Origin of the sequence: Citricoccus sp. GCM10030269 (assembly GCF_042665635.1) — a bacterium.
Classification (GTDB): Bacteria; Actinomycetota; Actinomycetes; order Actinomycetales; family Micrococcaceae; genus Citricoccus.
The window spans coordinates 82,616-96,431 of sequence record NZ_JBHTCV010000002.1 but is presented as its reverse complement, the minus strand read 5'-3'; the positions used below and the strand labels follow the sequence as shown (position 1 = coordinate 96,431).

Below are 13,816 nucleotides of genomic sequence, written 5' to 3'. Positions count from 1 at the left end.
TGTTCCGGTGGTGCTACTGCTGTTCCGGCGGCTCCACGTAGAGCGATTCGACGTCCATTGGGTTGTCGGCCATGCCGTACTTGAGCATGAGGTCGTAGATGGTCTGCATCTTCTCGACCGGCAGGTCGGTGTGGGCCGGCTCCAGTCCGATGGTCTGAGCGGTCTCCTCGTCCATCTTGAGGAACTCGGGCAGCATGCCGCGGATCTCTTCCTCGTTCTCGGCCGCCTGGTCGGCCGCATCGGTCAAAGCGTCGCGGAACGCTGAGACGGTCTCCGGGTTCTCGGCGGCCATGGACTCGCTGGTGAAGGCGATCGTCAGCGGCATACCGTCCATGACCTCCTGGTTGGGGTAGCCGACCACCACATTCTCCGGGTCCTCCAGGGCGCGGCTCAGGAAGGGCTCGGGCAGCCACACCGCGTCCACATTGCCCTGCTCCAGCTGAGCGGGCATGTCCGGGAAGGCCATCTCGTTGAAGTTGATCTTCTCCGGATCGCCGCCGGCCATGTCCGTGGCCTCCATGATGGACAGATCGCCGAGGGTGTGGACGGCGTTGACCGTGACGGTCTTGCCCTCCAGATCCTCGAAGCCCGTGATGCCGGAGTCCTTGCGGGCGACGAGGGCGTTGATGTCCTCACCCTCGGGGGCTGACCAGGAGTAACCCGAGATGACCTTCATGGGCAGCCCCTGATCCGCGGCCGTCAGGACGGACATGGGATTGCCCACGGCGAACTCCATCGACCCGTTTTGCACGGCCGGCAACAGCGCCGCACCGCCCTGGCCCTCCACGAGCTCGACGTCGAGACCGTGGTCCTCGAAGATCCCCTCGGCCACGCCGTAGCGCAGCTCGGTGGAGGACGCGATCGGGATGGTGCCCACGGAGACGCTGGTCAGCTCACCGGATCCGGCTCCTGAGCCGTCCGTGGCGGGGGATCCGGCGCTGGAGCCGCCGTCCTCGGTGCCGGTCGGCGACCCGGATCCGCAACCGGTGAAGGCCAGGGTGGCGGCGGCCAGAGCTGCGGCGATGCTCCATCGGAGTGGCGCGGCAGCTGGTGTGGTCTGGGAGTTCATGATGATTCCTTGATCGGGTGGACGGTGCGGGGACACAGACTGAAACCGTGGGGCCGGCCTCAGAACTGCAGATTGAAGACGCGGCGGGCCGTGAGCTCGAAGAACTCCTTCTTCTCCTCGAGGGGCATCGGCAACTCGTCTTGCTCGACGACCTCACTGAGCTCGTACTGATACGGGTAGTCCATGGCGTACATGACGCGATCGGCACCCACCACGTCGCGGACGAACATGATCGGCTTGGTCCACGGCATCCCGCTCGTGGTGATCCAGATGTGGGACCGCAGGTAGTCCGAGGGCTTCTGCTCCAGGGGCCCGATGGCGTCATAGCGCTTCGACGCCACCTGCTTGGCATGCATGTGGTCGATGCGGTCGGCCCAGAACGGCAGGGCTTCGCCCAAATGCCCGACGACGACGCGCAGCCCGGGAATGCGGTCGAAGAGACCGGAGGTGATCATCCTCAGCAGGTGCAGTCCAGTCTCCGCGCCGAAGCCCAGCACGGCGCCGTCCAGGCCGGCCTCGCGGTACGGCGCGATCATGGAGTTCGGCGGCGTGGTGGGGTGCAGATACAGCGGGACGTCGAGCTCGGCGCACTTCTCCAGCACCGGCAGGAAATCGGGGTGATCGAGGTACCGGCCTCGGATATGGGAGTTGGCCATCAGGCCCTTCAGTCCGAGCTGGGTGACGGCGCGCTCCAACTCGGCAGCGCCGGCGTCGGGCTGCTCGAAGGACACGGCCGCCAGGGCCGAGAACCGGGTGGGGTGCTCGGCGCACACCTCGGCGAGCCGGTCATTGGTCTTGCGGGCGACGTCGGCCCCCTCCCGGGCGTCCAGCACCTGCGTGCCGGGAGCGGTGATCGCCAAGACCTGATGGTCGATACCCGCCCGGTCCATATCCGCCAGTCGCTTCTCCCCGGCTTCCTGAAGCCGTTCGACGACCGACTTCGGCTGCGGATGCTCGCTGCCCAGGAAGTACCCCACGAGGCTGTTGAAGCCGATGTCCGGCAGCGAGCCGTCCCTCAAGTGCCGGCGGTACAGCTCGTACATCTCGGGATGGGCGTAGGCCTCCTCGGTGGCGATGCGCAGGTAGCCGCGGTCGCCGCCGGTGGTCAGGGAGTCTTCGGTGGACGGGGTGGTGGTGGTCATGAGGCCCTTCCGGCACGGTTTTTCCAGTCACAGCGGTGACGGGAAAGTCTGATCTCTGTCATCAGAAGTAAAGGTCTCCAGAGGGTGATTCACAACGAAAGAAGGCCACCTTTCCTCCCAGGGGAACGAGGAAAACCACGAGCCACCTGCACGGGGGTGGAGACGGGCTTGAACAGGGCTCATGTTGGTGACAGTCTTTCCGATATGAGGAAAAGATGAGAAGTCCGGAGAGAGATGCTGCTCACAGTTGATCGGGCCCTGCAATTGGTGCGGTTGGTGGCCTCCCGCGGGGAGATGTCCTTGACCGAGGCGGCGGGAGCGTTGCAGGTCAGCCCCTCGATGGCTCATCGGCTGCTTCGCACCTGCACCGAGGCCGGCTACTTGCGCCAGGACGTGCGCCACGGCCCGTACCGGGTGGGGCCCGCCCTGGACCAGATCGCCGTGGATGTGGCCAGGGGGTCGACGCTCACGGAACTGCTGCACGGCATCCTCCGGCACGCCGCCGACGCGCTGCTGGAGACGACGAGCCTGGCCGTGCTGGAGGGCAGGAACATCCGCTTCCTCGTGACGGAGGAGGGTGCGCATCTGATCAGGATCGCCCGGCCCATCCGGAAGGTGACGCCGGCCCATGCCACCGCCGCCGGCCGCGCCCTGCTGGCCGATCTGCCTGACGACGAGCTGGCGGCCCGGTTTCGGGGAGTCGACCTGGAGACGATTCAGCCGGGGACCATCCAGGACTGGGACCAACTGGAGGCCGAGATTGGCAAAGTCCGTGCCCGGGGCTGGGCCATCCAGGTCGGTGAGGCCCAACCGGGGTTGGCCGCTCTGGCCATGTCGGTGCGCGACGGTTCAGGGCATGCCGTGGCCGCAGTGACGGTCACGGTGCCCTACCTTCGACTGAGCCGAGCCGAGGATGCACGAAATCTCGCGGTCCGTTTGCGGCCGTTCGTCGACCAGATGGAGCGACGGCTCGTGACCTAGCATTCCGGTATGCGGGAAAACGGTTCGGAGATCCTCCAGTCAGTGGAACGTGCCCTCAAGGTCGTCCGGCTGGTGGGTCAGCGTGGCCGATTGACCCTGACCGAAGCCGCGGAGGAGCTGGGTGTGAGCATGTCCACGGCCCATCGCCTGCTGAACACGTGCCGCCACGCCGGCTTCGTCCGTCAAGACCAGTCCGGAGCCCCGTATCAGATCGGGCCGGCGCTTCATGAGCTCGCGCTGGGTGCCACGGGTGCCGTGGCGATGCGGGATGCCGGCGCCCACAGCGTGGCCAAGGCCGCCAAGGAGCTGGACGAGACCGTCAGCGTGGTGGTCCTGGAAGGTCGCAATGCCCGGTTCGTCGAGTCGATGGATGGCGCCCGCAACGTGCGGATCGCCTCTCCACTGGGACGTGTGTTTCCGGCCCACGCTCTGGCTGGCGGGCGTGCGATCCTGGCCTATCTGGACTCCGAGGAGCTGCGGCGGCGCTTTCCCACCCGGCACGTCGAAGTGGTCACCGAGCGGACCATCCACGACTGGGATGACCTGGTCGGTGAACTCACCAGGACCCATTCCCGCGGATGGGCCATGGATCTCGGTGAGGTGGACCGGGAGATCGGTGGCGTGGCCGTGCCCATCCTGGACAGCACGGGCGAACCGCGGGCGTCCCTCTGCGCCACCCTGCCGCTGAGTCGCCTGCTCACCTCGCACGATGCCGCCGCGATCGCCGAGGTCCTCGGTGAGCATGCTCAAGTGATCCAGCGCCGACTCCGGGGCAGCCGGTAAGAGCGGTTCCGGCACCCCTCGCCCGCCCTCTGTTGAGCCAGGATCGATGAGCGTTTCAGGCCGCTCAACATGGCCATCGCTCCTGGGTCAACTCTGGTGGGGTGGCACTGTTGCCCTCTGGGCCGCGGCCTCCTTCAGCGCTGATTCCGCATTGCGGGAGGTGTTGACAATCCGTGGAGCCCGCCCGCAGACGGCTGATTGACTCTCCACATCCAGTGATCCACATCACATTCCTCAGGAGAACTCACCCGTGGTTGAGCAGCAGAACACCGATCAACTCATCGCCGATCTGGCCCATCGAGTCACCGTGTTGGAGGCGGCGCAGGCCGTGCGGACCCTTCAGCACCAGTACGGCTACTACCTGGACAAGTGCCTCTATCAAGAGGTGGTGGACCTGTTCGCCGATGACGGCGACGTGTATTTCTGCGGAGGGCTGTACCAGGGCAAAGAGGGGGTCCGCCGGCTGTACCTGGGCCGGTTCCGCGAGCGCTTCACGCACGGATTCAACGGCCCGTTGTTCGGTTTCCTCCTGGACCACCCGCAGCACCAGGACGTCATCACGGTCTCGGAGGACGGACAGTCCGCCCAGGCGCGTTTCCGGTCGGTCATGCAGGCCGGCGTCCACGAGCAGGCCAAGGACACGTTCACCGGTGCCGCCGCGATGCAGCAGTGGTTCGAGGGCGGCATCTACGAGAACGAGTACGTCAACGACCACGGAACCTGGAAGATCAAGCGGCTGAACTACCGCGCCTTCTGGCACGGCGATTACGACAAGGGCTGGGCCAAAACCCCGCCGATGGACTTCCAGCTCGGTGGCACGTACCCGGACTCGCCCTATGGCCCGGACCAGATCCTCGATGAGGGATTCGAGTTCTACCCCAACACCGAGGTCTTCCCATTCCACTATCGGCACCCCGTGACCGGACAGGTTGTGGAGTCAGAGGACAACGAGGCGGCCAAGCATGGTTGAGCGCACCACCGAGGCACCCTCCACACACGAGAACACCCACCGTCCCGACGCCGGCCCGGTCGCCTCCGCATACATCGACGGCGGCCCCGTCACCGGAGACCGCGAGACCATCCCCGTGGTGAATCCCGCAGCGCCGCGGACTGTGGTCGGATACGGGGCCCAGTCTCTGCCGGAGGACGTGGACCGGGCGACGGCGGCCGCTGCCGCCGCCTTCCCGGGGTGGGCGCAGCTGACTCCGAGGCAGCGGGCCGATGCCATGCTCGCCGGGGCGGACGCTATTGCCGGAGACTCCGCAGAACTGGTCCGACAGCTGGTGCAGGAAGTGGGGAAACCGGCACATGACTGTGCCGGGGACGTCAACGGCGGGGTGCACCTGGTCAGGGCCTTCGCCGCGTTGGCCGATGAACTCGGCCAGTTCGAGGATCTCACCGGGAGGCCCGGCACCGCCTCCGCCGATGAGGTGCTGCTGCAGCAAGTCCCCGCGGGACCGGCCGTGATCATCACCCCGTGGAACACGCCCGTCTATCTCTGTCTCAACGCCGTGGCACCGGCCCTCATCGCCGGGTGCTCCGTCGTCGTGAAACCGCCGGAGGCGGCGCCGCTGGCCCTGACCCGAGCGCTGCACCTGCTGGCGGCCGCTCTGCCGGCCGGGGTGCTGAACGTGGTCCCGGGGTCCGGTGCCGTCGTCGGGGATCGGTTGGTCCGGGACCCGGCCGTGCGTTCGGTCTCCGTCACCGGTGGTACGGCAACCGGGCGGTCGGTGCTCAAGGCCGCCGCGGACACGGTCAAGAAGGTGGCCCTGGAACTCGGCGGCAACGACCCGGCCGTGGTTTTGGCGGACGCGGACCTGAGCACTGAGACCCTGCGCGAGCTGATCGCGGGCTCGTACTCCGTCAGCGGGCAGGTGTGCTTCAACATCAAACGGATCTACATCCATGAATCTCGCTATCACGAGTTCGTGGAACGGTTCACCGCGCTGGTGGATCAGCTGGTGATCGGCCCCGGAGACGCTCCGGGTGTTCATCTGGGTCCCCTCACCACCGAGGCCGGATACCGCAACGCGGTGCGCCTGATGGAACATGCTCAGCAATCCGGTCACACCGTCCACATCGGCGGCCGTTGGGCCGAGGGCTTCGAACCGGGCGACGGCTGGTTCGTGCGGCCGGCCGTGGTGACGGATCTGCCGGCCGACGACGAACTGGTCATGGAGGAGCAATTCGCCCCCCTCATCCCGGTGCTGCCGTTCTCCGACGAGGAAGCGGTGATCACCGAGGCCAATCGCACCGAGTACGGGCTGGCGTCCTCGGTGTGGTCGGGGGATCGCGATCATGCGCTTGCCGTCGCCCGGCGGATCGAGGCCGGCAACACCTTCATCAACGCCCACCGGGTGGGCGCCAGCGTGCCGTTGGTGCCCTTCGGCGGCGTCAAACAGTCCGGACTGGGCCGCAACCACCTGCACCACGCGGTGTCCGAGTTCACCGAGGAGCATGCCGTGATCCGGTACTCCGACCCGCACGAGCAGATCCCGGGCATCAGCCCGTGGACGGCCTTGCAGGAAACGGCTGACGCGCGGACCACCGGCTGAGAACCGATCAACGAGGAGACGTGAAGACATGACCCACATGAACCGTCCTCAGGACGACGTGAAGGCCGAAGAACTGCAGTGGACCCGGACCGAGCCGGCGACACCGATTCCCGAACCGGACGTGTGGCCCACCGTCCGGTTCCCGGAGCCCCCGCACCCCTTCGATGCGCCGATGCGCGTGGAGGCGGACATCGCCGGGCTGGAGTGCGTGCAGGGCGAGGTCCCCGCACACCTGGACGGCACCTTCTTCAAGGTCGTCTGCGACCGGCAGTATCCCAAGTTCGTGGACGAGGGGCCGCTGGGCAACTTCAACGACGACGGCATGGCCCTGTCCTTCCGGTTCCACAAGGGCCGGGTGGACTACAAGAGCCGCTACATCAAGACGCCCCGATTCGAGGCCGAACGCGCGGCGGGTCGGGCCCTGTTCGGGATGTACCACAACCCCTTCACGGACCAGCCCGAAGTCGAGGGCATGGTCCGCGGACTCGGCAACACCAACGTGTTCTACCACGGGGGCAAGCTCTACGCCGCCAAGGAGGACTCCCCGCCGCTGATCCTGGACCCCGACACGCTGGAGACCGTGGGTCAGTACGACTTCGAGGGGACGCTGACCTCCAAGACCTCGACCGCCCACCCCAAGGTCGACCCCAAGACCGGCGAGATGGTCTTCTTCGGCTATTCCGCCAAGGGCGAGACCACTCGGGACATCGCCTACTACGAGGCTGATGCCTCCGGGCAGATCATCCACGAGACCTGGTTCAAAGCCCCGTACTCCTCCATGGTCCATGACTTCGCCGTGACCCAGAACTTCGTCATCTTCCCCATCATCCCCATGCGCACCGAGCGGGACTGGTTGGAGAAGGAAGAGTCGATGTTCAAGTGGGACCCCGAGGAGTTGGTCTACCTGGGTGTGCTGCCGCGCAAGGGCAAGGGCGAGAACATCGTCTGGTACGAAGGTCCGAACCGCTTCGCCAGCCACATCATGGGCGCCCACGACGACGGCCGGTACATCCACATCGACACCCCAGTCTCGGAGTCGTCGTACTTCCCGTGGTTCCCGATCGTCGGCAACCGGGAGCACGATCCGGAGAAATCCAAGGGATTCCTGTCCCGCTGGACCATCGACACCCGGGACCAGCGGCGCACCTTCTCGGAGAAGAAGATCTCCCAGTACGCCGCGGAGTTCCCCCGCATGGACGACCGCTACGAGACGCTCAAGTACCAGTGGGGCGTGATGGGGCTCAACGATCTGCCCGGCCACAACGCCCCCGGGGGCGGTTTCCGCTGGGTCTCCGCCGTCGACGTCGCCACCGGTCAGCAGAAGATCTGGTACCCGGGGGACCACGCCACCATCGGCGAACCCGTGTTCGTGCCGGGTGCCGACGACGCGCCCGAAGGCCACGGCTATGTGTTCGTCATCGTCTCCCGCCGGGACATGATGCATTCCGAGATGGTGCTGCTGGACGCCCAGCACGTGGATCGCGGTCCCGTCTGCACCCTCAAGGTGCCGTTGCGGATTCCGCGCGGACTGCACGGCAACTGGGTCACGTCCGAGGAACTCGCGGCCCGCACCGACTGAGCCTGAGCCACATCCCGCCACCGGTCCATTCGGTCCAGATCACTCTGATCCAGATCACATCGAAGGAGATTGAATCCATGGAACAACAGCAGAACTCCACCACCGACCTCGAGGATCTCGCCCGCCGAGTGGCGATCCTGGAAGCACAGCAGGCCGTGCGCACCCTGCAGCACCAGTACGGCTACTACCTCGACAAGTGCCTGTACCAGGAGGTGGTGGACCTCTTCGCTGACGACGGCAGCGTCTTCTTCTGCGGTGCCCATTACCTGGGCAAGGAAGGCGTGCGACGGCTGTACGTCGGGCGGTTCCGGGAGCGCTTCACGGACGGGCTGAACGGTCCCGTCTTCGGTTTCCTCCTCGATCACCCGCAGCATCAGGATGTGGTGACAGTGTCCGACGACGGCCAGAGCGCTCGCGCTCGCTTCCGCAGCCTGATGCAGGCCGGCTTGCACGAGCAGGCCAAGGACACCTTCCGCGGCACCGCCTCCATGGAGCAGTGGTTCGAGGGCGGGCTCTACGAGAACGAGTACGTGAAGGTGGACGGCGTCTGGAAGATCAAGACCCTCAACTACCGCCCCTTCTGGCACGGCGACTATGCCAAGGGCTGGGCCCGCACCGAACCGCACGCGTTCCGGCCGACGGTGACCTACCCCGAGGACCCCTTCGGCCCGGACACGATCAGCGACGGCGGGTACGAGTTCTTCCCGAACACCGAGGTCTTCCCCTTCCACTATCCCCACCCGGTGACGGGTCAGACCGTGGAGTCGGAGGACAACGAAGCAGCCCGCCAACCCGCGGCACAGGGCTGATCATGGACGTTGAATCCCGGATCCGCGATGGACGGATGACCCGTTTCCAGGCTCTGACAGTGTTCGTCTGCATGCTCACCGTCATATCCGACGGCTATGACATCCTGGCCGTCTCTCTGGCCATCCCCTACTTCTCGGGGGACTGGAATCTGCAGCCCTCGGATATCGGCTACGTGGTCTCGGCCTCCACGGCGGGCATGGTGGTCGGTGCACTGGTTCTGGCTCCGATGGGTGACCGCTTCGGCCGCCGGCTGATGGGCCTGGTGGGTCAGGCCCTGGTAACGGTGGGAATGTTCCTGGCCTGGCTGGCACCCGGTCTCGAGACCCTGCTGGGCGCGCGCTTCATCACGGGCATCGGCATCGGTGCCGTCACCGCCGTCATGGGCGTCATCGTCGCCGAGTTCTCCACCACCAAGTGGCTGGGATTCAACATGGCCGCCTATTCGGCCGGAACCGGATTGGGCGGATTCCTGGCCGGGGTGATCGCCGCCACGGCCATTCCGATGCTCGGGTGGAAGAGCATGTTCCTGATCGGCACGATCATCAACGTGGTCATCTTGCTGATCTGCGTCATCGGTCTCCCGGAATCCATCCAGTTCCTCTCCACCCGCTTCCAGAAGCGGAGCCGGAGTCTGGAGAAGGTCAACCGACTGTTGGCGCGGATGGGGCGGGAACCCATCGCCGACCTTCCCGCCTCGCCCCCACCGGGTAAGACGTCTCCCCGGGTAGGACTGCGCGAACTGGTCTCACCGAAGGTCTTGCGCATCACGCTGCTGTTGGCCGCGTCCTATTGTCTGATCCAGGGCTGGTTCTACTTCAATCTGGGCTGGACCCCTCAGTTGATCACCACGGCCACCTCGGACCCGGCCCTGGGCACGCTGTTCGGAACGCTGGCCCCGCTGGGCGGCATGATCGGTGGGCTGCTGTATGGGTTCATCTCGCTGAAGATCGCCAACAAGCCGTTGACCGTGACCGCGCTCTTCGTCACGGCCCTCGGCGCCGGGTTGCTCGGGTACTTCCTGTCTCAGCAGGACATCCCGCTGTTCATCCCGCTCGGCATGGCCATCGGTTATGGCGCGGCTCTGGGCGGTATGTACACGCTGATCCCGGCCAGCTACCCGACTCGCATGCGGGCCTCCGCGTTCGGGTGGATCAGTGGCCTGGGCCGGATCGCCGCCACCGTCGGCCCCATTCTGGCGGGCTACCTGATGGAAGGCGGCTGGACCGGTTCGGCGCTGTTCCTCGGCTCCGCGGTGATCCTGGCCGTCGCAGCGGCGCTGGTGATCCCCGTCCGGCCTCGCTATGAGGACCCGCAGGACGACGACGGTACGGAGCCCACCGGTTCCGATCACGTCGCGAATGCGGATGCAGACCGGGATGCGGATGTGGACGTGGATGTCGTTCCGGGCACCTCCTCGGTACGCTGAACAGTGCGCCCGCGAATCCACCGCGGACTGGATGGGAACTGGCTGAGGTCCTCGGAACTCACGGCCAGGACTGACTGAACAGGAGACCTCGTGAAGATCGAAGCACTCGTCGTCGAGGAGAAGAACGCCCCGTTTGTCCGTGAGGAACTCGAGCTGGAGCAGCCCGGTCCCGGCGAGGTCCTGGTCCGGGTGGTGGCCACCGGTGTGTGCCACACCGACGCCATCACCCAGGCCGGGGACATGCCCATGCCGCTCCCCGGAGTCCTGGGCCACGAGGGCTCCGGAGTGGTCGAGGCCGTCGGAGAGGGGGTGCGCACCGTCTCCGAGGGCGACCATGTGGTCATGGGCTGGCCCTATTGCGGGCAGTGCCGCAACTGCCGTCACGGGGAGCACCGCTACTGTGAACTGCTCGGCCCGGCCGTGGCCAGCGGACAACGCTTCATCGGTCCTCAGGCCGGAACCTCGGCCTACACGCGCGCCGACGGCACGCCCATGGCAGGGCACTTCTTCGGCCAGTCCTCCTTCGCCACCTACTCCCTGACCAACGCCAACGCCGTGGTGCGGGTGGACCCGGAGGTGCCCCTGGAGCTCGTCGGCGTGCTGGCCTGCGGTATCACCACCGGGGCCGGGGCCGTGTTGAACACCGCGCAGCCCGGACCGGGTGAATCGCTCGTGGTCTACGGCGCGGGTGCCGTCGGACTGGCGGCGATCATGGCGGCACGGAATACCCCGGCCACCACGATCATCGCGATCGATCTGCATGACAATCGCCTGGAACTGGCCACTCGCTACGGAGCCACCCACGTGATCAACTCCGGCCGTGAGAAGGCCCTGGAGAAGATCCTGGAGATCTGCGGCGGCCCGGCGGACTACGTGCTGGACTGCACCGGCGTCATTCCCGTCATCGAAGAGGCCGCTGAGGCCATCGGCATGCTCGGCACGCTGATCCTCATCGGCGGCGCTCCCGCGCAGGCCCGGTTCAGCCTGGACCACCAGCAGACCCTCTGGGGCAAGCACGTGGTCGGCACCCTGGGCGGTTCCGGGACCTCACAGAACCTGATCCCCGCGCTGATCGACCTCTATCGCCAAGGCCGGTTCCCCTTCGACGAGCTGGTGCAGTACTACGGCTTCGATCAGGTGGAGCAGGCCTTCGCCGACTCCAAGTCCGGGGAGACCATCAAGCCCATCCTGCGGATCAGCGAGGTCTGAGTTCGGCGCAACTGTTGCTCAGTTCTGCTTGAAGGCCGCGTCGAAAGAGGCGGACGACGCCGGAAAGTCCAGCTTCTTCAGGGCCGCCAGTGCCTCGGGGGCCCCGTGGAGCCGGTCCATGCCGGCGTCCTCCCATTCGATCGAGATCGGCCCGCGGTAGCCGACGGCGGCCAGGGTGCGGAACGCGTCCTCCCAGGGGACGTCCCCGCGTCCGACGGAGACGAAGTCCCAACCGCGTCGGGGGTTTCCCCAGGCGAGGTGAGAGCTGAGCACGCCATTGCGGCCGCCGCCCATGCGCATCCGGGTGTCCTTGCAGTCGACGTGGTAGATGCGGTCGGCGAAGTCGGCGATGAACGCCACCGGATCGATGCCCTGCCACATCATGTGGCTCGGATCCCAGTTGAGCCCGAAGGCCTCGCGGTGGCCCACTGCTTCCAAGGTCTTGACGGTGGACCAGTAGTCGTAGGCGATCTCCGAGGGGTGCACCTCGTGCGCGAATCGCACCCCGCACTCGTCGAAGACGTCGAGGATGGGATTCCACCGGTCGGCGAAGTCCCGGTAACCGGCGTCGATGACGTCGGCCGGCACGGGCGGGAACATGGCCACGTATTGCCAGATCGAGGAACCGGTGAACCCGACGACGGTGTCCACTCCCAGCCGCCGGGCCAGCCTCGCCGTGTTCTTCAGTTCTTCGGCGGCGCGCTGGCGGACGCCTTCTGGGTCGCCGTCGCCCCACACCGTGGCGCCGACGATCGCCTCGTGGCGAAAGTCGATCGGGTCGTCACAGACGGCCTGTCCCTTTAGGTGATTGGAGATCGCCCAGACCTTCAGTCCATGCCGGTGGAGAATGTCGAGGCGCTCGGCGATGTAGTCCTCGTCATCCCAGCGCCAGGCGTCGAGGTGTTCGCCGGAGACGGCGATCTCCAGCCCGTCGTAGCCCCAGCCGGCTGCGAGACGGGCCACCTCCTCCAGAGGCAGATCCGTCCATTGGCCGGTGAACAAGGTGAAGTTGCGTGCCATCCGATGACTCCTGTTGATCGGGTCTGGGTCGGGTCGAGTTCTGTGGTGCGGCGAGACCAGCGGGGTTAGAGGGTCTCCGTCCAGACGCTGTGCTGCGCGGAACTGCGCTGGACGCCGTCGAGGACGCGCTGGACCTGGTAGCCGTCGGCGAAGGAGGGTTCCGGTTGCCTGCCCTGTGCGACGGCCTCGACGAAGTCTTTGGCCTGGTGCACGAAGCCATGCTCGTAGCCGAGCGGATGGCCGGTGGGCCACCAGGCGGACATGTAGGGATGCTCCGGTTCGGTGACCATGATGTTCGTGAAGCCCTGGCGGGTGCCGGGAGCGGTGGCATCATAAAAACCCAGTGAGTTGAAGTTCTCCAGGTCGAACGAGATCGCCCCGTGGGAGCCGGAGACCTCGATGCGCAGGGAGTTCTTGCGACCGGTCGCCATGCGGGTGGCCTCGAAGGAACCGATGGCTCCGCCGGTGTAACGGCCGGTGAAGAGCGCGGCGTCGTCGACGGACACCGCGCCGCGCCCAGACTCTAGCCCGGGCAGCGGCCGCTCGTGGACGAAGGTGTGGAGGAGGCCGCTGACTCCGGTCACCTGTTGCCCCGTGATGAACTGGGCCAGGTCGACGGCATGGGCCCCCAGGTCACCGAGTGCCCCTGAGCCGGCGTGCTCTTGCTGGAGCCGCCAGCTCAGGGGAGCCTCGGCGTCGTGCAGCCAGTCCTGCAGGTAGGCGGCACGGACGTGGCGGATCTCGCCGACCGCACCCGACCGGACGAGATCCCGGGCGAAGGCGGCGGCGGGCACTCGGCGGTAAGTGAAGCCGACCATGGCGAAGACGTCTTTCCCGGCCCGTTCGGCGGCCGCGGCCATCGCCTCGGCTTCCTCGAGGGTGTTGGCGAGAGGCTTTTCGCACAGCACATGCTTGCCGGCCTCCAGCGCCGCGATGGCGATCTCGGCGTGCGAGCCACCGGGCGTGACGATATCCACCACGTCGATGTCGTCCCGCTCGACGGCGGCGCGCCAGTCGGTCGACGTCTCGTTCCATCCCCACTGGGCGGCCGAGGCGTCCACGCCGGCGGCATGGCGGCCCACGAGCAAGGTCATCTCCGGCTGGGCCGGCAGGTCGTGGAACCGGGGCGCCACCCGCCATCCCTGCGAGTGGGCGGCGCCCATGAAGCCGTGCCCGATCAGTGCGATCCTCAGCGGCGGTACGTGGTGTGGCATGGTGTTCTCCTGCGTCGGGCAGCGGCCG

At 66.6% G+C, this 13,816-nt stretch carries 12 protein-coding genes; 8 read left to right on the top strand and 4 right to left on the bottom strand.

From position 1 onward, the window contains the following. Nucleotides 1-13: 13 nt before the first annotated feature. Both ACFQQD_RS03485 and ACFQQD_RS03480 read right to left on the bottom strand, forming a co-directional pair. Nucleotides 14-1,069 (bottom strand): ABC transporter substrate-binding protein, encoded by a 1,056-nt coding sequence (locus ACFQQD_RS03485; RefSeq protein WP_378086274.1) that lies wholly within the window; start codon nucleotides 1,067-1,069, stop codon nucleotides 14-16. A 59-nt stretch (nucleotides 1,070-1,128) separates the two neighbouring features. After that, the gene (locus ACFQQD_RS03480) at nucleotides 1,129-2,211 is read right to left on the bottom strand and encodes an amidohydrolase family protein (protein WP_378086272.1); all 1,083 of its coding nucleotides are present in this window, start codon (nucleotides 2,209-2,211) and stop codon (nucleotides 1,129-1,131) included. 234 nt (nucleotides 2,212-2,445) lie between these two features. Between ACFQQD_RS03480 and ACFQQD_RS03475 the strand changes: the two genes are divergently transcribed. The 8 genes from ACFQQD_RS03475 to ACFQQD_RS03440 all read left to right on the top strand — a co-directional run bounded on the left by ACFQQD_RS03475 (nucleotide 2,446) and on the right by ACFQQD_RS03440 (nucleotide 11,554). Continuing rightward, nucleotides 2,446-3,192: an IclR family transcriptional regulator gene (locus ACFQQD_RS03475; RefSeq protein ID WP_378086270.1), complete on the top strand. Its 747-nt coding sequence runs from the start codon at nucleotides 2,446-2,448 to the stop codon at nucleotides 3,190-3,192. Nucleotides 3,193-3,201: 9 nt separating this feature from the next. Further along, entirely contained in the window at nucleotides 3,202-3,975 is a 774-nt protein-coding gene (locus tag ACFQQD_RS03470) for an IclR family transcriptional regulator (protein WP_378086268.1), read from the top strand. Between the two features lie 250 nt (nucleotides 3,976-4,225). Further along, the gene (locus ACFQQD_RS03465; protein WP_378086266.1) at nucleotides 4,226-4,945 is read left to right on the top strand and encodes a nuclear transport factor 2 family protein; all 720 of its coding nucleotides are present in this window, start codon (nucleotides 4,226-4,228) and stop codon (nucleotides 4,943-4,945) included. Then, the gene (locus ACFQQD_RS03460) at nucleotides 4,938-6,530 is read left to right on the top strand and encodes an aldehyde dehydrogenase family protein (protein ID WP_378086264.1); all 1,593 of its coding nucleotides are present in this window, start codon (nucleotides 4,938-4,940) and stop codon (nucleotides 6,528-6,530) included. The genes ACFQQD_RS03465 and ACFQQD_RS03460 overlap by 8 nt, the downstream gene beginning before the upstream one ends. A 28-nt stretch (nucleotides 6,531-6,558) precedes the next feature. Further along, on the top strand, nucleotides 6,559-8,109 hold the full coding sequence (locus ACFQQD_RS03455) for a carotenoid oxygenase family protein (protein ID WP_378086262.1): 1,551 nt from the start codon (nucleotides 6,559-6,561) through the stop codon (nucleotides 8,107-8,109). 77 nt (nucleotides 8,110-8,186) lie between these two features. Continuing rightward, on the top strand, nucleotides 8,187-8,918 hold the full coding sequence (locus tag ACFQQD_RS03450; RefSeq protein WP_378086260.1) for a nuclear transport factor 2 family protein: 732 nt from the start codon (nucleotides 8,187-8,189) through the stop codon (nucleotides 8,916-8,918). 2 nt (nucleotides 8,919-8,920) lie between these two features. Beyond that, nucleotides 8,921-10,345 (top strand): MFS transporter, encoded by a 1,425-nt coding sequence (locus ACFQQD_RS03445; RefSeq protein WP_378086258.1) that lies wholly within the window; start codon nucleotides 8,921-8,923, stop codon nucleotides 10,343-10,345. Between the two features lie 90 nt (nucleotides 10,346-10,435). After that, complete coding sequence (locus tag ACFQQD_RS03440; protein ID WP_378086256.1) at nucleotides 10,436-11,554, top strand: NAD(P)-dependent alcohol dehydrogenase; 1,119 nt, start codon at nucleotides 10,436-10,438, stop codon at nucleotides 11,552-11,554. Nucleotides 11,555-11,572: 18 nt separating this feature from the next. Here ACFQQD_RS03440 and ACFQQD_RS03435 read toward each other — a convergent pair whose 3' ends face one another. Both ACFQQD_RS03435 and ACFQQD_RS03430 read right to left on the bottom strand, forming a co-directional pair. Beyond that, the gene (locus tag ACFQQD_RS03435; RefSeq protein WP_378086254.1) at nucleotides 11,573-12,574 is read right to left on the bottom strand and encodes a sugar phosphate isomerase/epimerase family protein; all 1,002 of its coding nucleotides are present in this window, start codon (nucleotides 12,572-12,574) and stop codon (nucleotides 11,573-11,575) included. A gap of 65 nt (nucleotides 12,575-12,639) precedes the next feature. Next, nucleotides 12,640-13,788 (bottom strand): Gfo/Idh/MocA family protein, encoded by a 1,149-nt coding sequence (locus ACFQQD_RS03430; protein WP_378086252.1) that lies wholly within the window; start codon nucleotides 13,786-13,788, stop codon nucleotides 12,640-12,642. Nucleotides 13,789-13,816: the final 28 nt, after the last annotated feature.